The sequence below is a fragment of the Desulfitobacterium dehalogenans ATCC 51507 genome, assembly GCF_000243155.2.
GTDB lineage: Bacteria > Bacillota > Desulfitobacteriia > Desulfitobacteriales > Desulfitobacteriaceae > Desulfitobacterium > Desulfitobacterium dehalogenans.
Window position 1 is genome coordinate 3386907 of the sequence record NC_018017.1, and the last position, 18639, is coordinate 3405545.

Here is an 18639-nt window from a genome sequence, read left to right on the forward strand (position 1 = left end):
ATTTTTTTCAATTAGGTCCTTTTATGTACCTTTTGTTCCTCAAGAAACATCTTAATCATCAATAACCCCACACCGACGACGATGGCACTGTCGGCAAAGTTAAACACGAAGGGCCAGATTTGGAAATCAAGATAATCCACGACCTTGCCAATAAACAAGCGGTCATAGAGATTACCCAGAGCACCTCCTCCAATTAACCCTAAGGTCAAACGCATCAGCCATTCTTGCCGGGGTATCTTAAATTGGGCATAAACAATCCCGATGCATACAATAATGGCTGTTGGGATAAAAATCCAGGTCCGGCCCGGCAGTAATCCGAAAGCGGCTCCCGGATTTAAGACATACGTCAAATGAAAAAAGTCAGGGATAACAACCACCGATTCGCCGAGGGTAAAATTCCCTTGAATTAAAACCTTTAACACACGGTCAATAAACCAAATAACCCCAATCGTTATCCATATCAGCAAGCGATTACCCTCCCAGAACTTCTATTTGCTCAGTCTATATTATCATAGGAGGGCAGGATGGGGCAATCATGATAAGGACTATGTCCGGCCGTGCTTTTTCCCATAATACACTGTATTTTCATATCCGGGCTCCAGTTCTACATCGAGAGTTTCCACAGCCTGTACGGCACCGATGACTTCATCCCCATCTTCATAAAATGTATTGGGATCACTCAAATCCCGATTGGTTCCCAAATCCTGCGGGGAATCCGAGGTGCCAAAGCGGGCCACGGCCTGCCAGGAATCTTCCCCATCAAAGCCCACCCGATCCGTGCCATCATTAAACGTCCTGGAGAAGGGCATGTTGAGATATTCATCTTCCACAGGGTCCCGATGCAGGGAGTGCTGTTCTTCTTTTTCCTCAAGACGGCTGCATTCAGTACAGACCGTAGTAAAAGGCAAAGCTTCAAGCCTTCCCATGGGAATCTCTTTCTGACAATGCTCACACAGGCCATACTTCCCCTCCTCATAACGCTGAAGAGCAGAATCAATAGCCTGGATGCGGTGGTGGAGACGGTCACGGATGGCCACATCTCTTGAGCGCTCATAAACCTCAGTGGCAATATCCGCCGGATGGTTGTCGATTAAGGAGAGTTCGGCTATGGATTCTCTCATATCTCCCGTAATCACTTCCTGAGCTGTTTCCATGGCTTCTTGTTTATCCTTTTTCAGTTGTTCAATAAGCTGCGCGTACTTCGTGGTATCCATGCTAAGTCTCCTCCTTGTCTAAGATCCATTATGAGCATTGACGATCTTGACAATCTCGCCGATGACTCCGCCGATAACGGGAATATTGAGTAGAACCAGACGCTTTAAAAACATCACTAACAGGCCCAGTAAGAGGGTGGCCCCAATCGCACCTCCTAAGCCTTTAACTAGCCCGACCCCAAAATTAAGCCAAAGAAGTCTGCGGGGATTGTTGAGATAGGCGATATAGTCTGTGAGATTGATCCTTTCCAGAACCAAGTAAAGCTCCGTTACCTTATCCCGCAGATCCTCCCAATCGGTTGGCTCAGCATTTCGCGCCCGGGCTTCATCCAGAGCTTCATCAACGCGCTCTGCTTCTTCTTTTGAATGTCTCATTTCCTCTTCGGAGGCCGTCAACTTTCTTCACCTCACATGGTTTCAAAATCAGTGTTCCCCAGGTGAAAATAAATTACACTGAATTCTGCTTATAAAAGGAATTCTCTTTAACTTTTGCTGCTATGAAGCTGAATATCCGGATACGAGAAAAGCCGGCAAACTCTGAGGTTTACCGGCTTTTGCCTTTCGTGAATACACTGGATGTGGATACTGCAAATTCCTTTAGTTATGTTTTATAAAAGACCCGTTACGCAGCTCCGCAAAAGCATGCTCCAGTTCCTCCCGGGTATTCATCACAATAGGGCCACCCCAGGCGATGGGCTCACGCAGGGGTTTGGCCGAAAAGAAAATGAACCTCAGCTCAGATTCCGGAGGAGCGGATACTGAAATATAGTCCCCCTCCCCGAACAGAAGGGCCGTTTTGGATAAAACCGACTCTCCGTTAATGGAGGCATCTCCCTCAATCAGAAAGATAAACACTGTTTCCTCCAGGTTCGTGGGAATTTCAATCTCTCCCCCTTTAGCAAGAGAAACATCATAGATAGAAGCCGGAATATGGTTTGGTGTCACTCCGACGGCTTCTCCAAAGCGACCCGACAGGACGCGGATCTCCGCCCCGTCTTTTTGTACCTTGCCCATCATATCCTGTGTGATGGACAAATAGGCGGGCGGAGCCATTTTTTCCCCCCGGGGCAGGTTCAGCCACAGCTGTAATCCCAGCATTCTGCCGGCTTCCCTGGGCATTTCCTGATGCATAATGCCGCTGCCGGCTGTCATCCACTGACTTTCACCGGCATGAATGGTGTCCTTGTTGCCCAGACTGTCTTCATGCTCGATTTCCCCTGAAATCAGATAGGTGATGGTCTCCATCCCCCTGTGGGGATGGGTAGGGAACCCCGCTATATAATCCAAGGGGTCCGTCGAGTCAAAGGAATCCAGCATAAGAAATGGATCAAAATCTTCCACATCCCGGCTCCCCAGCACACGGATGAGACGGACGCCTGCGCCGTCTGTTTCTCTCTGTCCGCGGACCATTTTTTTAATGTCACGTTTCTTCATATCATTTTCCCCTTCCTTTCATCACTGTTATAGCCGCAGCATCTATATATCAAGCAGTGCAACGGGACCACTCATGATAGGTTTTGAATTCTTTTCAAGCAAAGTTCTGACTCCCGCAATTCTCTCATAAGCCCTCACCAGAAACTCCTCGGGTGTCTCTTGTACTTCCCAAGGAGTAGGGTATACCTCCAAGGTCAGAAAATCCTTATACCCCCTCGGGAAGGCCCCGGCGACTTTAACCCAATCAATCACTCCATGGCCGGGCAGCCAATGGCGATCCTTTAATCCATCATTGTCGGACAGATGAGTGGTCAGGAGGCGGTCTCCGAAGGATCTGAGAAGATGAAAATCCTCCTGATCCGTCAGCCTATGATGAGAGCTGTCAAAACAAAAACCCAGAGCCCGGGACGAAATATGCCGAAGAACATACTCTACACTATCCCTACGGCGGGTATTTTCCACGGCAATCCGGACTCCTTGTTCCTCCGCAGCCTTTGCCAGCTCTCCCATACTTTCCAACCCATACTCATTGGGCTCCGGCGGATTTTCCCCATCGCATAAATGCATAACCAGCAAAGGAATCTCAAACCGTGCACAATCCTCTAGCCATTGCTTATGCTTGGTTATGATCGCCCTGCGCAAAGCTTTATCATCGGACCATAGGGCATTGGCATCACACCAGGGTACATGAATATTCTCCAGGATTAATCCCCTTTCCCGTACTAAGGCCGGCATCCGTTCCTTGGGCATAGGAAAGGGCTCCTCCTCATCCTCCCACCAGAGAGAGGTTCCTGTAAAACCCGTTTCTTGTATCAGAGCGATTCTTTCCTCAAAGGGAAGGACGAACCCAAACCAGGAGAAAATACCTATTTTTTGATCCAGCACCTTCATAATCTTTCCCCTCCTCTCTTTTCTATCCCTCACTTAACGCTGAGCACAAAATCAATATACGCCAAGGTTTTACCAAACCTTCCAGCCCAGTGCTCCGTAAAAAATAGTGAAAGAAAACCCGCCTTAGGCGGGCAGTATCTTCATTAAAAGTCAGTTTTATCTTAGAGAAAATACCCCACCAATAACCCCAGCGCCAAGAGCAAACCAAAAAAGGTATTGGTCTGTCCGCTGGCTTTCATAGCAGGCATCATGGTAATCGGTTCCACCTTCCCTACAAATCCTTTCGCCGTTTGCGCCGCTTTAGGAATACTCAGTAAAGCCAAAAGAGCCCACGGGGTAATAAGCCGGACTGCCACAAGCCCCACTATCCAGAGAAAAGCAACAGCAAACATAATCCCCATAAATACGATAGTCTTTTCCGGTCCCAATAGGACAGGAATGGTTCTGCGTCCATTGGCCTTATCCCCATCCCGGTCCCTCAGATTATTGCTCAGATTAATAAGGCCCACTAAAATACCGCTGGGAACCGCCACTAAAGCAGCAGTACTTGAGACATAACCGGTCTGGATGAAAAAGGCAATCAAAATAATCAAAAAGCCCATAAATAAACCGGAAAACAACTCCCCCAAAGGAGTATAAGAAATAGGATAAGGACCCCCTGTATAAAGATAACCCATTAGCATACATACGGACCCCACCGCCGCCAGCCACCAGGAGGTGGAAGCACAGATATAGACTCCCAGCAGCACCGAGATTCCATACATACTTAGAGCAAGGGTCATAATCAGGCCGGGAGCCATACCATGGCGTACGATACCCCCGCCAATGCCTACAGATTTCTCCGTATCCAATCCCCGTTTATAATCGTAGTATTCGTTAAAAAGATTCGTCGCTGCTTGAATGAGCAGACTGGCAATCATCATGGCTGCAAAAAGCAGGAGATGAGTCTTCCCCTCAAGCAAGGCCAGAACCGATCCCAGCAGAACCGGAACTGTAGCGGCGGTCAAGGTATGGGGGCGAATTAATTCCCACCATATCTTCCAATTTCGCTTTTGGGTTGAACGGGAACTGAAATCACTACTCATAGCTCTCTCCTCATTGAATTTCTCAATTTTTCTTACTGATGCCCTCTCATCTTACCATAAAAGAGACAACCCAACAGCATTATTATATCCATTTCTTAAACAGGCATAAAGAAAGAAATCAGTGAAAAAAGGAGCCTAAAGGCTCCCTGCTTTCCTAAAATAAACAAATCCCCCACCCAATGTGCTGGTTTCCAACCACAAAGCGAGATCAATCTTCTTTATTCGGCCTTCGTCCAAAAGCGTTCCATAGACTTTCTTCTTTTCCTCATCGAACTCCAGTTGAATTATATTGACCCAGTGCCAGCGGTCCAGGTTTTTCACCTCGCCATTGCACCAGTTGAGAAAAGCAACCGGAGCGTCCTGGTCCAAGGCTTCAGCCAAAAAATCCACCACCTCTGCCAGTGATGGCCGGCGCTGCATCTCCTCAGGCACCTCACAGCGCTTCACTTCAAGAGAAATCCCCTTGGTCTGAGCAAATGCCACCGAAGGCTCATAAAGCATACTCATTTTATTCACCCCTTTGAGGGAAGGGGTAACATACTTCCACAACTCCTGCATCAGAGCCACCCATTCATTGCGGCTCTGAAAACCCTCCTGAGGAGAAGGCCCGGTGTGGGTAAGATAATACATGATATTGGACGCAGTGCAAGGACCACAGCCGGAAAGGCGCTGCCAAGTCGTAGGATACCAGCGCTGACATGCACCATAATAGAATTGCTTTTGATCTGTATCCATGAATTTAAAAATCTCCGGGTTGGCAATGGATTTTGTCATCATCTTCCCGCACCACCTTCCATCATCCGCCGGCTGCATTCTTCCCCGCCACATAGCCGGAGGACCAAGCCCATTGCAGGTTATAGCCCCCACAGTCTCCATCAATATCCAGGATCTCTCCGGCAAAATAAAGCCCTGGCACAAGTTTGGATTCCATGGTCCCGGGGTTGATATCACGAACATCAACACCCCCGGCAGTGACCTGGGCAGCCGTCCAACTGTTGGTGCCGGTGACCTGAAAACGCCAGTCTTGAAGCAGGTGCAAAATACCTTCCTTTTCCCGGGAGGTCAAAGCAGACACCGGCTTATTTATATCTTCAATGCCAACCTGTTTGAGGACCACGGGGACCAACTGCTTATTGATGAAGCCGACAAAGCTGAAATGCACGCTCTTTTCCGGAGAATCCTCCCACCGCTTGCGCAGATACTGGTCAAGCCTTTCCCTGGACCAAGCGGGGAGGAGCACCACTTTAAGCCAGACTTCATTCTTCATCCTGAGTTTTTCGGCAGCCGTCCGACTTAATTGGAAAATCGGGGGCCCGGAAATCCCATATTCCGTAAATAAGATTTCCCCCTGGGCTTTGGCCAAAGTTTTCCCCTTGACCAGCACTTCCGCCTCTCCATCAAATTTAATCCCTTTAATCTGCTTGAGGAAAGGGGACTCCAGTTTAAGTTGGACTAAAGCGGGAAAAGGTTCCACAACACGATGCCCCAGCTTCTCGGCCAAAGCATAGCCACTGCCATTGGAGCCCAGATTGGGAGCAGCCTTACCTCCGGCAGCCAGGATAACCCGATGAGCAAAATGCCTCTTTCCCTCCTTGAGGACCAATTCAAAGCCTTGGCTCACCTTGTGAATCTCTTTCACTTCGGATTCGGTAATCGTCTCGATCCCCAAGCGTTCCACTTCATAGCGCAAAACATCCAAAACGCTGGAGGCTTGATTGGAAAAAGGAAAGACCTTCCCCTCCTCCTCAACCTTATGAGCAATACCCAATCGCTCAAAGAAATCTATGGCTCGGTGATTATCGAAGCTTTGTAAAGCACTATAAGCAAATTTTGGATTTTGGCCATGATAATGTGAACTATGCAAATCCATATTGGTTAAGTTACAACGCCCATTGCCCGTGGTCAGGATTTTCTTGCCTACTCTTTGGTTCCTTTCCAGTATGGAGACCTCGGCCCCTTCCTGCCCAGCGATTACCGCTGCCAACAAGCCGGCGGCACCCCCTCCCACCACGGCGACCTTGAGTTTTACCCCTTCAGGCATGACAATCCCCCCTTATCCTAGATCCTTCGTCTTCTTAAATCTCTTAATATACTATAATACACTATTTTCTTAACCTAAACCAATCTTCCCTTTCCGACCTCATCATTAAACAAAACTCGGCAGGCACCGCGAAAGCACTACTCTCGTACTTACTGTCCTAAACCTTTATGCTTTCTGATAGGGTAAAAAAAGACCGCAGTGTGATACCCACTGCAGCCCTTTTAAGATAAATACTCTCTTATTCAATAATAGCGTCCAGCAAATCCCCGTTTTTTAAACCAAAGGCATTACCCTCATCTGTATCCACATGCATGTCCAAGGCATAATTGGGGTTAACTCGAATCAATACTCGTTCAAAAACACCAGCCCGTGGTCCATTGACCTGGACCTTGACATGGTCCCCATCTTTTAAACCGTATTTCTCAGCATCTTCCGGAGTCATATGAATATGACGAGCTGCAATAATGGTTCCGGCTTCAATCTGCACTTTTCCGGCAGGGCCTACCAGCTCCAGCCCAGGGGTTCCTGAAAGATCTCCCGAATCCCGCACCGGGGGTTTGACGCCAAGCTTAAAGGTGTCCGTAGCCGCCAGCTCCACTTGAGTCGCTTTGCGTGCCGGTCCAAGCACCCGCACATTGGGCATGGAGCCCTTAGGACCGACCAAGGTCACCATTTCTTCACTGGCAAACTGACCGGGCTGGGATAAATCCTTGGTCCGAGTCAATTGATGTCCGGCACCAAATAAAATTTCGATATGTTCTTCTGAAAGATGAACATGTCGATTGGAAATTCCTACGGGAACTTTAAAGGTTTGCATTATAATAACCTCCTGGCTTAAATTTTACGAGTCTCCTCATCTACACATTGATTAATTATACTCCACAATTCGGCAAAAATCTGTATCTGAAAATTGCTACTTTAGCTTAAGGGTTTTTCTTAGCATTTCCCAAAGTTTCTTGGGACATTACATGCTGTACGAAAACAAAACCGATTTTGCTCAAATCTATCTTGCAAAAAATCAAGTATTGAGAACTCCTTCAACTGCTGCCAGACACGTTCTGCTATTCTTTCGAGTTTTGTCGAATTATGAGGGGGTCAGATCCTTTACGAGAAAAAGGGCCTCCGAAGATGAACTTCGAAGGTCCTTTGGTATTTGTTTATTCTGTCATTTTCGTCCGGTCATTTCTCTTATACGTCTATAAAAATATTCACACGCATCTTCTTCGGAAGCGAAACCAATTTCTTCGTATTTTTCACCCATCTCAGTATAGTAGACCACCCATCCCGAATGAGTCTTATCTAAGCACAATCTATCATTTGGAAGTCCTCCATCTAAGCTGTAGCTGTTTTTAGGAATATTATCTTTTTCTAAAAGTTTAATTAATTCTTTTTTTGTCATGTTATTTACCCACCTCCTTTATTATGTCCTGCTTGAGCATGTTTTCAATGGATTGGGTAAATTTATACTGAGTTCCTAACCCTGGTTGACCGAACCATGGCATTGCTTGACCAGATAAAGTATCAACCGGTTTGATTACTTCATAAACCGTATATGGTTTTTCTAAGGAGCCCGGTACCAGAGCACGCATCTCTGCAGGGGTTCCTACTGGCGATGCATAATATCCAGACGGATAGCCATATCTATCAATTTTCGTGCCAGGACTCAATGTGGTCTTTACTGGATCTTTTAAGAAGCCGTTATTTGGTGGATAGTATGTCTGTAATGCTTTAGTTTCACTCTTACCCGCACCCTCAGGTGGAAGAATCTATATCTCAGATTAAGGCTGGGAATCCGTATTCAATTTAAAAATTATGGCATAATTTCAATGCTGTGCTATAACGATCATTATTGTTCTTCTACAACATGATCCTCAACCACAAAGGGGACGATACCCCGTCTAGTTTTTCATCATGCCATAAACAATGTTTACTAATCGGCGCATAATACAGACCAACGCCTGGGGTTTCGTCTTACCTTCGCTGATTTTACGCTGATAATAGGAGTAAAATATAGGCTGATTTGGTTTTCCTGTCTTGGGAACCGTGACCATGGATACCGCCAGAAAGTAAAATAATCCGTGCAGCTCACGGTTACCTTGTTTTGAGCTTTGCTCCTTGCCTTTGCCGGCGGAACTATACTTGATGGGTGCAATTCCTGCATAACGAGCCAGTTTATCAACATTTGCAAAACGGCGTATGTCACCGATTTCGGCAATCAGCTTGCTTGTGTGGCAATGCTGACACCCGGTATGGTTGTCAGTTGATAGTCAAAATCCCTCAGCATCTTTTCGATTTCACAATCGACCAGGGCTATTTCTTCCTTTTGCTGCTCAAGACAACGGGCAAGGCTTTGGGTGATAAAATCCCTTGATTCCTGGTATTCCCGTATCGTATCACCATCATGATGGACACATTCAAATATTAATTCAATCTTACGTTTCATTGTATTGGACGCAATCGCTTTAAATTCTTCAAACAGTTCATCAACGGGTTTATTCTGCAGATAGATGGGTGACGGATAGTGTTTCCAAAAATACAGCGCCGTCTTCCGGTCAATATCACAAAAAAATCTATGGTAGCTTGGATAAGCAACAGAAACCTGCTCATGTAAACCATTTTTCAGCCGAATGCCATCTTTGACAAGGGTGTCCTGGCAATTAACCAGCTGGGACAGTGTCCAATGATTGTCCTCCGGCTTTGCGTCAGGCAGGGTGTGAAGCTGGTTAATCAGCACCGTTGCCACACAGTAAGCGTCGTGCTCATCATTTTTCTTCATCATGGGCGCGCTTTTGCGTTGATCATAAGCCAGGGACGGATTAACATCCTTCATCATATAGCCTTTTTCAATGAGCCAAACAGCAAGGCTCCTGCCATAGCCATAGGCGTTTTCCAAACCGTAGATCGGAGCCAAGCCTAGTTTTACAGCAGTTTTATTTACTCGTTTTACTAGCTTATTAAACTCGCTGGGCTTGTTTTCGATGACAATTACATCTAATTTTTCGTTCTAGCAATTCACCAGAACAGCGGTATGGGTGTCCTTATGCAAGTCCATACCGACATAGAGGTAATTTTCCCTTCTCTGCATATCATCCCTTCTTTTGTCCTGCCATCCACATAAAGTCCGAGTACCGGCAACCTCAGATGATAGCCTTCGTTCTCAGAACGGGCAAGGGCGCGACAGCCTATCTACCACAAGACTCACAGTTTCAAACAGGTTATTTGCTTTGGTGTGTGATGTTAACTCTGTCTGAAAGCTATTGCAAGTCATTTCTCCGGTAAGGTGAAAAGCATCAAATGCAGAAAAGAAAAAACGGAGGATTTTCGTCCCCCCTTATACCCCCCACTGACGCAAATTTTACCATAGAGTAGATTTCCTGTAAATCCATGGTTCACCATGAACCATGGGATACAATCCAGTGTATATGTTCGTTACCAGCAATCTATTGAGGCTGCGTATTTGTCGTTTATATCTGATGCATCAGCAACTGCAATCTATATGTCAGCAACGTGAGCGATTGTATGCCCCTGTGTCCGCTTCTGACAGCAGGGGTAGGATTAACTTACCTTCGGCACTTTGAAAACGAATTTGGCCGCCTTTTGCGGGAGAAACAAAAGCCCAAATAATCAGCCTGAACCATGGTGGACCTAGGGGTCGAAAACCAAGCAGGTTAAAGGAGCGGGGTCGCAGAGCGCCCCCGCTCCGGCCCACACCGCCCCGCAATGCGGGTCGGAGGAAGGATTTTATTCGGGATCGGAATTACGGCGTTGGGGTCACAATAGGGGTTATAGTTTGCGTAAATCCGCATTTATTAAGGTTCACATAGGGGTCATCCCTGACCCCTATGGCTTAATTGTAACTCTAATCAGTCAATATTATGTGTGAAATAGAATAGTTCCATTAAACCCTTTACCCATAATTAAAGAGTTATTTTTTGGCCGATTCCCTGTTCATTTAGAAGGACAAGAGATTTACCAAAACTATTTAATAATCCTGCCTCAGTCTTGACAAAGAAACAACAATTATGCTTGTTATATGAAGCCCCGTCATCTAATTCCATATAGACCTCAATAACAATGTGACCGAGTTTGTCTTCGCACCAAAACTCAAGAGATACATATGGTGTCGAGTCATCTCCTTTATCGCCATTTTCCCAAATGTATCTGTCATCAATTTTTTGGGGGAAAGTTGCCAACCGCAAAGCAAGTTCATTGATTGATGCTACTGTTGTATAGCTTCTGACACTTGCGCTAATAATTTCTGATTGCGCTATGACCTCAATTTCAAAGAAGTCAACATCCTCCCATATTCGTTCAATTGAAAGAACAGCTATAATAATCACCTACTTTATTTAAATTTAAAATCCGCTGTTGCACCAGTATTTGTATTGTAATTAAAATGTATAGTAATTTTTCCTTCAGAAGTTTCTACTACATTCTGCATTTTAACCCATCCATCAGTAGCTGGCCATCGAGTATCCTTTAACTCAATTGGTACTTTTGTCGCTCCATTCAGTGGATTGGACTTTACTTGTTTCATAACTAATTGCTCATTAAGATTATTAGCCACTGTACGACCCGTACTGCCCGCGCCCTTACCAGTTAACTTCCCCCCTTTACCAAATCCAGTTACATCAATAATCCCTATCTTCACTTGAGGTTCATTAGTTAAAGCAAGCTGATAACTATATTGGTCTACTTCCTCCATTTCCATGCCACCCAAAAGACCTACAGTTGGATGGCTTAAAGTAAGTACATACGTATATGAATAATCACCACTTTTATAGGTTATTTCTTTTGGAAATTTACTAATTTCATCAGGACTATAAATCTTTGTAAACAAATCAAGTCCAATTATTTTATTCCAGTCAATATTACCAATATATTTTTCTGCATTCACTTTTGAATGAGTAATTTCCGGCATTGGATTTAAATCAATTTTACTATTACCCGTCCCCTGAGGACCAGGAATTTCAATTTCAAGACACTCTACCTTGTTATAATCCTGCCTCCCGGCAGTCTTTTCTTCGACATATTCCCCGCGACTCCCTGCACTAGGATCTGGGATCTTTATCTTCTGCCCAACATAGATCCTATTGGGGTCAGCAATGTTGTTCATCCGAACCAATGTATTAACCGTTGTGCCATGTTTAGGCGCTATCGCTCCTAAGGTATCCCCTGGCGTTACAGTATACTCAAGGGGCTTATATTTGCCCTGCTTTATCGCGATGACCCCGCTGCTATCCCCTGCTTCACGCATATGCCCACTCGGATCCGCATACATCACCGGGTTATTGCTTACATAGGCATAGCGGTTCAAGGTCAACGGCTCCATCACATTCCCCAGATAGCTGTCCCTGCTCATGAAGCGGCCCACATCAGGGTCATAATACCTGGCCCTTAAGTACTGGAAGCCGGACTCCTGTTCATGGGCTTCACCATTATAACCGTAAGGATTGTTGAACAGCCGGGTGTTCGGACCCACTTTTCCGCCGGGCATCGGCATGCCATAAGCGTCATAGCGGTATTTATCCCGCACGTGTCCGGCATCATTAATGAGCTGGGTCACACTGCCCCATCCGTCATACAGGTAATAGAGGGGATCATTGGGAACCCCTTCCACCGCTGCCAGATCACGTTCTGCTATTCTTTCGAGACCATAGGTGTAAACTCCTCTGTACACCCCTTCTTTATCCGTCGTCATTAAGACTTGAGTGTGTTCCACAGAGAGGTCGTTGAAATAGTTAATGACCTCATAGGCATCGGGCTTGTTCAAGGGTTTATCTGGGTTTGGGTTGTCGGGATTATCGGGATCGGTCGGATCATCGGGATCTTTGGGATTATTGGGGTTATTCGGGTGATTCGGATCTTTAGGTCCCTTGGGTTTTTCCGCTTGTTTGTACCAACCCAGGTGTAATCCTGGGTTGCCCGACTTTTCTTTAGCATCCTGCTTGGTTTTATACCACCCGAGATGCTTTCCGCTGTCCCCACCCTTGACTTTATCACTGCCATCATCATGGACTTTGGTATTGTCACTGTTTCCTTTGTTCCCACTATTGCCGTTGCTTCCGTTATTGCTTTTGTCTCCGCTGTTGCCACTGTTGCTGCTGTTTCCGTTATTGTCTTTGTTACCGTTGTTTCCGTTGTTACCGCTATTGCCGTTGTTACCGCTATTGCCGTTGTTTCCGTTGTTTCCGTTGTTTCCATTGTTGCCCTTGTTCCCATCATTACCACTGTTCCCTTTGTCTCCATCCTTGCCGTTATTGCCCTTATCATTCGCCGCAATGAATTTCTGCAGCCCGAACAGGCCAAAATTGGCGGCTAAAGGCGGCATCAGAGAACTGATCTTCTCCTCTTCGCTTTCAGCTTCATAGCTCCCGGCCTCATAGCCTTCATACTCTACGCCTACCGTTTTGTAGAGCCTGTTTCCATCGCTGTCATAGCCAAAGGTCTGGATTTTGCCCTGGTGTTCAGTGATCTGAATCAGCCGGTTTTCACTGTCATAGAAATAAGTGGTGCTTTGGTTGCCCTGAGTGGTCGCCTGGATCAGGTTCCCGTTGGGGTCATAGGTATAGCGGATCCGGTTGCCCCCATCCCCTTGGGTTTTCGTGATCAGTTCATCCGCCTCATTGTACTGGTAGCTAAAGCGCTTGCTGTCATCTCCCCCTTGGATCTCCTGACTCAAACGGTTGCCGGCCCGGTCATAACTGTAGGTGTAGAGCCTTCGTTCATGGTCCCTTTCCTCACTGAAGGCGATGACCTGATCCGAGGCATCATAGGTATAACGGACTTGTATACCGTTCGGAAGTTTGGTTTCCGTACGCCTGCCGTCGGCATCATAGGTCGTGGTGGTTTCTTGCCCCTGCCAGTCGGTGACGGAGACAATACGGTTCAGCAGATCATAGCGGTACTCGACAGCCTTACCGTCCGGATAGATGACTCGGGCTTTGCGGCCCAGTTCATCATAGTCATAGCTCACTTCTTCGGCAGTGGGGGAGCTGACATAGGTTAAGCGCTCCATGAAGTCATACTCGTAGTCAGTGACTCCTTCTTGGCCAAACAGGCTGATCCGGCTGCCCATGAGGTTGTACTCATACTCCACAGCCTCGCTGTCTTCAGCGGCACCCTCATCAGCGGTGCCTTTGCTGTCCTCACCTGCGCCTTCGCTCTCCTCCCCCGTGCTGCCGGTAGGAGGAATTTCACCCCCGGCCGGGACATCCTCCGGGGGGCGGGGTTGAGTATAGGTCTTGCCGATGAGACGGTTGAGGAGGTCATAGCTATAGTTCGTGGTGGTGCCCTTGGGATCGGTATGGCTTTGCAGGGTTCCCACCGGGCTATAGGTGTAGCTGTCCTGTTCCCCCAGAGGATTGGTCAGGGAGGTGAGTCCATGCCTAAGATTGTAGGTATAATTATTGGTGTGGTCATTCCCATCGGTGGCCGAGATGAAATTGTCGGCCGGGTCATAGCCGTAGCGGGTGCTATGGCCGAGCGGACTCGTCACTTGGGTCAGCCGGTTTAAGGGGTCATAGCCATAGCCGGTGGTATGTCCGTTAGGATCGGTGAGGGCTGCGAGGTTGGTATTGGGGTCATAGGCAAAGCTGGTCGTATTCCCCAGGGGATCTGCGACCTCCTGGAGTAAGTTGAGAGGGTTATAGCGGTAACTTCATTTCTCTTAAATGACTCCACCAGCACCTTTTCTGCTTCGATTTGCTTCTCTCCAACGGCTTGAACGATGTTCCATACTCCTTGGTGGCTTATGGTTTGATTCGTTAAGGTTGAAACCGCTTCCGCCACTTCTCTATAGGACATTTCACAACTATATTCCAAGATCTTCTCTACGAGATTGGGAGACATAAACCCTATTGTTTCCATTCCCAAAGCTTCATCCAATAGATAAACATACTCTTGACTACCATCGTCTTTAGCTTTCCTATATATCGCTCGATCGACTGATACTTCTCCCATTAGGGTCTTGATTAAGGTTGTCTTTTTGCCTCTATGCCTTAGAACTGCTTTATCCCTGTGTCCTGCAAGTTCTAGATCGATTTCTTCCAGAAACCTTTGGAGAAGCATTTTTGCAACTTCACAACCTATTTTGTAAAAATCTCTCTCAATATCCTTGAATGTTATCTTTTCTTTGGTTAAACTATTCATGTCACGCACCTCTGTTCTTTGTGGCTTAGCAACTACCAAATTACAGGAAGTTCGTGATTTAGGGAAGAGTTTTTTTAGCTCTTCTCCTAATTTTTTTTGTCTTTTTGCCTACGATAATTTTACTCTAAGTCACTATGAACCATGGGATACAAGACGGTTTATCTGTTCGTTGCTGGCACTCTACAAAAAAGCTGCATATTACATTTTCATAAATACACTTGTTATCCGGCACTCAAATGCTAACACCGTGAGCCACCGTGTACCCCTGTGTCGCGTTTTAGTTACCGCCATAAGGTGTTTGCCCCTTCGACAAAAATGAAACCGGATTTGGCGGCCTTCTGCGAAAAGGTCTTACCCTTCAAAATGCAGTTCAAAATGTGTTTCGTCACCTCGAATACGGGGTGAACCATGGGGTCGAAAACCATGCAGGTTAAAGCGCCGGGGTCGCAGAGCGCCCCGGCGCAGCTCACATCAGCCCGCAGTACGGGCTGAAAGCACATAAGTATCAGGGTCGGATTTGCAGCAATGGGGTCGCAACCGGGGTCATGCTTTGCTGATAGCCGCAGTTATGAAAGATTTTATAGGGGTCATTGCTGACCCCTATGGCTTTTAATTAAAATGTGCAGAACAGACACGTTCTCATCAACACAATTTCTTGATAGTCATTTTTTACTCTTTCGAAATAATCATCTCACAGTTTGCCTTATCAAAGAAATTGTCTATATCCAAATGTATATGTTGTTTTGTATTGTCACTAATAGCAATTTGTACTAAATAATCAGCAAGTAAAATCAGTCCCCTCTTGTTTCCTTTAATAATCACTTCGTTTCCATTGATTTCAATTTCATTATTAGCAATTGAGTTATCCTTTTCCTCAACAAGCCCTTTTGTCTTTAATAGTTCAAAAACTAATTCTTCCATAAATCTTTAGTCCTCCAAAAATATGTGTATATTTTGTTTTGGGTCTGGCATCATTTTTCCTGGCTTAGCAGGATTCGGAACCATTGTTTCGAAATTCATATGTGGCCCTCCACCGTGTTGTCCTAAGATATCTGAATCTCCCATTCTAACTTGGCGTGTTCCATCGGCAGACACAAACCTCCCATTACCCATATCTTTGTACCCAGGCCCCAGAAAGTCACTCGCTGCATCAAGTGCCTTATTGGTTGTCATCCTTGCACCATTAGTAAGGCTCTTACCCGCGCCCTCAGGTGGAAGAATCTATATCTCAGATTAAGGTTGGGAACCCGTATTCAATTTTCAAAAATAATCTCAATGCTATGCTACTGCTCTTCTACAACATGATCCTCAACCGCGAAAGGGCGATACTCCGCCTTGTTCTTCATCATCCCATAAACAATGTTGACTAATCGTCGCATAATACAGACCAACGCCTGGGGTTTCGTTTTGCCTTCGCTGATTTTACGCTGATAATAGGCGTAAAATATCGGCTGATTCGGCTTTCCTGTCTTGGGAACCGTGACCATGGATACCGCCAGAAAGTAAAATAATCCGTGCAGCTCACGGTTTCCTTGTTTCGAGCTTTGCTCCTTGCCTTTGCCGCCGGAGCTGAACTTGATGGGTGCAATTCCTGCATAACGGGCCAGTTTATCAGCACTGGGAAAACGGCGTATATCACCGATTTCGGCAATCAGCTTGCTTGCTGTGGCTATGCTGACGCCCGGTATGGTTGTGAGTTGATAGTCAAAATACTTCAGCATTTTTTCGATTTCACAATCGACCAGGGCTATTTCTTCCTTTTGCTGCTCAAGACAACGCGCAAGGCTTTGGGTGATAAAATCCCTGGATTCCTGGTAGTCCCGTATCGTATCCCCATCATGATGGACGCATTCAAATATCCATTCAATCTTACGTTTCGTTGTATTGGACGCAATCGCTTTAAATTCTTCAAACAGTTCATCAACGGGTTTATTCCGCAGATGGATGGGTGACGGATAGTGTTTCCAAAAATACAGCGCCGTCTTCCGGTCAATATCACAGAAAAATCTACGATAACTGGGATAAGCAACAGAAACTTGCTCATGCAAACCGTTTTTCAACCGGATACCGTCTTTAACAAGGGTGTCCCTGCGGTTGACCAGCTGGGACAGTGTCCAGTGATTATCCTCCGGCTTTGCGTCGGGCAGGGTGTGAAGCTGGTTGATCAACACTGTCGCTACGCAATAAGCGTCGTGCTCGTCGTTTTTCTTCATCATGGGCGCACTTTTGCGTTGGTCGTAAGCTAAGGATGGATTAACATCTTTGACCACATAACCTTTTTCAATGAGCCATACCGCAAGGCTTCTTCCGTATCCGTAAGCGTTTTCCAAACCGTAGATCGGTGACAAATTCAGTCTTAATGCTGCTTTATCAACCTTCTTTGCCAACTTGCTAAACTCGCTGGGCCTATTTTCGATGACAATTGCATCTAATTTTTCATTCCAGCAATTCACCAGAACAGCGGTATGAGTGTCCTTATGCAAGTCCATACCGATATAGAGGTAATTTTCTCTTCTCTGCATATCATCCCTTCTTTTGTCCTGCCATCCACATAAAGCCAGAGTACCGGCAACCTCAGATGATAGCCTTCGTTCTCAGAACGGGCAAGGGCGCGACAGCCTATCTACCACAAGACTCACCGTTTCAAACAGGTTATTTGCTTTGATGTGTGATGTTAACTCTGTCTGAAACGGATTGCAAGTCATTTCTGCGCTTGTATCAAAACTGTCAACTGCAGAAAAGAAAAAGAGGGGGGAACAGGATAAGCTTTACCCCCTTATACCCCCCTCTGGCGCAAATTTTACCATAGAGCAGATTTCCTGTAAATCCATGGTTCACCATGAACCATGGGATACAAGACGGTTTATCTGTTCGTTGCTGGCACTCTACAAAAAAGCTGCATATTACATTTTCATAAATACACGTGTTATCCGGCACTCAAATGCTTAACACCGTGAGCCACCGTGTACCCCTGTGTCGCGTTTTAGTTACCGCCATAAGGTGTTTGCCCCTTCGACAAAAATGAAACCGGATTTGGCGGCCTTCTGCGAAAAGGTCTTACCCTTCAAAATGCAGTGCAAAATGTGTTTCGTCACCTCAAATACAGGGTGAACCATGGGGTCGAAAACCATGCAGGTTAAAGGAGCGGGGTCGCAGAGCTTCCCCGCTCCGGCTCACACCGCCCCGCAATGCGGGTCGGAGGGTGATCCCTTAGGGGCCAGGTTTTCGGCTATGGGGTCACAATCGGGGTTGCACTTGGCAGATTTCTGCATTTGTCAAGGTTCGAACAGAGGTCATTGCTGACCTCTGTTATTTTTTATTTCCAGCTTTGAGCTTTCCTATCTAAATATTCCTTCCAATTTCTATACAGTCGCTCTCTATTCAATTCAAGAGAAGCAAGGGGTGGTTGTTCACTGGGCATATATCTCACAAAACTGGCTATTTCTTCAGGGTAATTGAAATCGGCATAAATGATCTCAACTATTTCAAGTGGCTCAGTATATGATGCTTTGTGATTGTATACCCAATTAAGAGTTAAAAACATAATCTTTTCACTCGCTGAATCATTATTATCGTCAACTTCTTCATTTACCAGTTCTTCAATATATGGGTGGATAGATTCACCTTTAAGCAAACAAGCTAATTCAACAGCCGCCTTTGGAGGATTAGCAACTTGATTAACTACAGCGACAGCATGATCTATTGCAGCATCTGGAGTCATAAATCTTTGCTCGATTGCAAATAAAATGTCCCTCCAATTTAATTTGACTATTTCTGAAGCATATTCATATGGCAATAAAATATTTAAAGTATTCATTTTGAG

Annotated in this window: 18 protein-coding genes and 1 pseudogene; all 19 read right to left on the reverse strand. The window is 46.0% G+C overall.

What is annotated here, in order from left to right:
• Positions 1-11: 11 nt before the first annotated feature.
• The 19 genes and pseudogenes from lspA to DESDE_RS16530 all read right to left on the reverse strand — a co-directional run bounded on the left by lspA (position 12) and on the right by DESDE_RS16530 (position 18633).
• The gene (gene lspA / locus DESDE_RS16440; RefSeq protein WP_014795154.1) at positions 12-467 is read right to left on the reverse strand and encodes a signal peptidase II; all 456 of its coding nucleotides are present in this window, start codon (positions 465-467) and stop codon (positions 12-14) included.
• 78 nt (positions 468-545) lie between these two features.
• Positions 546-1214 (reverse strand): TraR/DksA C4-type zinc finger protein, encoded by a 669-nt coding sequence (locus DESDE_RS16445; RefSeq protein WP_014795155.1) that lies wholly within the window; start codon positions 1212-1214, stop codon positions 546-548.
• Positions 1215-1232: 18 nt separating this feature from the next.
• Positions 1233-1610 carry a DUF5665 domain-containing protein gene (locus tag DESDE_RS16450; protein WP_014795156.1) on the reverse strand — a complete coding sequence of 126 codons (378 nt, stop codon included), beginning with the start codon at positions 1608-1610 and terminating at the stop codon, positions 1233-1235.
• Positions 1611-1811: 201 nt separating this feature from the next.
• Positions 1812-2648 (reverse strand): pirin family protein, encoded by an 837-nt coding sequence (locus DESDE_RS16455; RefSeq protein ID WP_014795157.1) that lies wholly within the window; start codon positions 2646-2648, stop codon positions 1812-1814.
• 42 nt (positions 2649-2690) lie between these two features.
• Positions 2691-3539 (reverse strand): sugar phosphate isomerase/epimerase family protein, encoded by an 849-nt coding sequence (locus DESDE_RS16460; protein ID WP_014795158.1) that lies wholly within the window; start codon positions 3537-3539, stop codon positions 2691-2693.
• A 161-nt stretch (positions 3540-3700) separates the two neighbouring features.
• Positions 3701-4624, reverse strand: a complete 924-nt coding sequence (locus tag DESDE_RS16465) for a 1,4-dihydroxy-2-naphthoate polyprenyltransferase (protein ID WP_014795159.1) — start codon at positions 4622-4624, stop codon at positions 3701-3703.
• Between the two features lie 135 nt (positions 4625-4759).
• Positions 4760-5401: a hypothetical protein gene (locus DESDE_RS16470; protein ID WP_014795160.1), complete on the reverse strand. Its 642-nt coding sequence runs from the start codon at positions 5399-5401 to the stop codon at positions 4760-4762.
• Positions 5402-5420: 19 nt separating this feature from the next.
• Positions 5421-6665: a BaiN/RdsA family NAD(P)/FAD-dependent oxidoreductase gene (locus DESDE_RS16475; protein WP_014795161.1), complete on the reverse strand. Its 1245-nt coding sequence runs from the start codon at positions 6663-6665 to the stop codon at positions 5421-5423.
• 238 nt (positions 6666-6903) lie between these two features.
• Positions 6904-7482 (reverse strand): phosphate propanoyltransferase, encoded by a 579-nt coding sequence (pduL, locus tag DESDE_RS16480; protein WP_014795162.1) that lies wholly within the window; start codon positions 7480-7482, stop codon positions 6904-6906.
• Between the two features lie 348 nt (positions 7483-7830).
• Positions 7831-8064: a hypothetical protein gene (locus DESDE_RS16485; RefSeq protein ID WP_014795163.1), complete on the reverse strand. Its 234-nt coding sequence runs from the start codon at positions 8062-8064 to the stop codon at positions 7831-7833.
• Between the two features lies 1 nt (position 8065).
• The gene (locus tag DESDE_RS21335; protein ID WP_158309877.1) at positions 8066-8332 is read right to left on the reverse strand and encodes a TNT domain-containing protein; all 267 of its coding nucleotides are present in this window, start codon (positions 8330-8332) and stop codon (positions 8066-8068) included.
• Between the two features lie 179 nt (positions 8333-8511).
• Positions 8512-9750 (reverse strand): annotated as a pseudogene (locus DESDE_RS23040) (IS110 family RNA-guided transposase).
• An 832-nt stretch (positions 9751-10582) separates the two neighbouring features.
• Complete coding sequence (locus DESDE_RS16500) at positions 10583-11005, reverse strand: hypothetical protein (protein WP_014795164.1); 423 nt, start codon at positions 11003-11005, stop codon at positions 10583-10585.
• A 5-nt stretch (positions 11006-11010) separates the two neighbouring features.
• Positions 11011-14277, reverse strand: a complete 3267-nt coding sequence (locus DESDE_RS16505) for an RHS repeat-associated core domain-containing protein (protein ID WP_345787849.1) — start codon at positions 14275-14277, stop codon at positions 11011-11013.
• Positions 14178-14816, reverse strand: a complete 639-nt coding sequence (locus tag DESDE_RS16510; RefSeq protein ID WP_014795166.1) for a UPF0236 family transposase-like protein — start codon at positions 14814-14816, stop codon at positions 14178-14180. Before DESDE_RS16510 ends, DESDE_RS16505 begins: the two co-directional genes overlap by 100 nt.
• A gap of 669 nt (positions 14817-15485) precedes the next feature.
• Positions 15486-15737 carry an Imm32 family immunity protein gene (locus DESDE_RS16515; RefSeq protein ID WP_014795167.1) on the reverse strand — a complete coding sequence of 84 codons (252 nt, stop codon included), beginning with the start codon at positions 15735-15737 and terminating at the stop codon, positions 15486-15488.
• A 6-nt stretch (positions 15738-15743) separates the two neighbouring features.
• Positions 15744-15989, reverse strand: coding sequence for a hypothetical protein (locus tag DESDE_RS16520; protein ID WP_041917290.1), 246 nt, complete (start codon positions 15987-15989; stop codon positions 15744-15746).
• 110 nt (positions 15990-16099) lie between these two features.
• Positions 16100-17338: an IS110 family RNA-guided transposase gene (locus DESDE_RS16525; protein WP_014795168.1), complete on the reverse strand. Its 1239-nt coding sequence runs from the start codon at positions 17336-17338 to the stop codon at positions 16100-16102.
• Between the two features lie 794 nt (positions 17339-18132).
• The gene (locus DESDE_RS16530; protein ID WP_014795169.1) at positions 18133-18633 is read right to left on the reverse strand and encodes a DUF2247 family protein; all 501 of its coding nucleotides are present in this window, start codon (positions 18631-18633) and stop codon (positions 18133-18135) included.
• Between the last annotated feature and the right edge of the window lie 6 nt (positions 18634-18639).

Bases quoted from the DNA above. Each gene is read 5' to 3' on its own strand.
- DESDE_RS16445 (WP_014795155.1), bottom strand. From the start codon at position 1,214: ATGGATACCACGAAGTACGCGCAGCTTATTGAACAACTGAAAAAGGAT.
- DESDE_RS16455 (WP_014795157.1), bottom strand. From the start codon at position 2,648: ATGAAGAAACGTGACATTAAAAAAATGGTCCGCGGACAGAGAGAAACA.
- DESDE_RS16460 (WP_014795158.1), bottom strand. From the start codon at position 3,539: ATGAAGGTGCTGGATCAAAAAATAGGTATTTTCTCCTGGTTTGGGTTC.
- DESDE_RS16465 (WP_014795159.1), bottom strand. From the start codon at position 4,624: ATGAGTAGTGATTTCAGTTCCCGTTCAACCCAAAAGCGAAATTGGAAG.
- DESDE_RS16470 (WP_014795160.1), bottom strand. From the start codon at position 5,401: ATGATGACAAAATCCATTGCCAACCCGGAGATTTTTAAATTCATGGAT.
- DESDE_RS16475 (WP_014795161.1), bottom strand. From the start codon at position 6,665: ATGCCTGAAGGGGTAAAACTCAAGGTCGCCGTGGTGGGAGGGGGTGCC.
- pduL (WP_014795162.1), bottom strand. From the start codon at position 7,482: ATGCAAACCTTTAAAGTTCCCGTAGGAATTTCCAATCGACATGTTCAT.
- DESDE_RS16485 (WP_014795163.1), bottom strand. From the start codon at position 8,064: ATGACAAAAAAAGAATTAATTAAACTTTTAGAAAAAGATAATATTCCT.
- DESDE_RS16510 (WP_014795166.1), bottom strand. From the start codon at position 14,816: ATGAATAGTTTAACCAAAGAAAAGATAACATTCAAGGATATTGAGAGA.
- DESDE_RS16515 (WP_014795167.1), bottom strand. From the start codon at position 15,737: ATGGAAGAATTAGTTTTTGAACTATTAAAGACAAAAGGGCTTGTTGAG.
- DESDE_RS16520 (WP_041917290.1), bottom strand. From the start codon at position 15,989: ATGACAACCAATAAGGCACTTGATGCAGCGAGTGACTTTCTGGGGCCT.
- DESDE_RS16525 (WP_014795168.1), bottom strand. From the start codon at position 17,338: ATGCAGAGAAGAGAAAATTACCTCTATATCGGTATGGACTTGCATAAG.
- DESDE_RS16530 (WP_014795169.1), bottom strand. From the start codon at position 18,633: ATGAATACTTTAAATATTTTATTGCCATATGAATATGCTTCAGAAATA.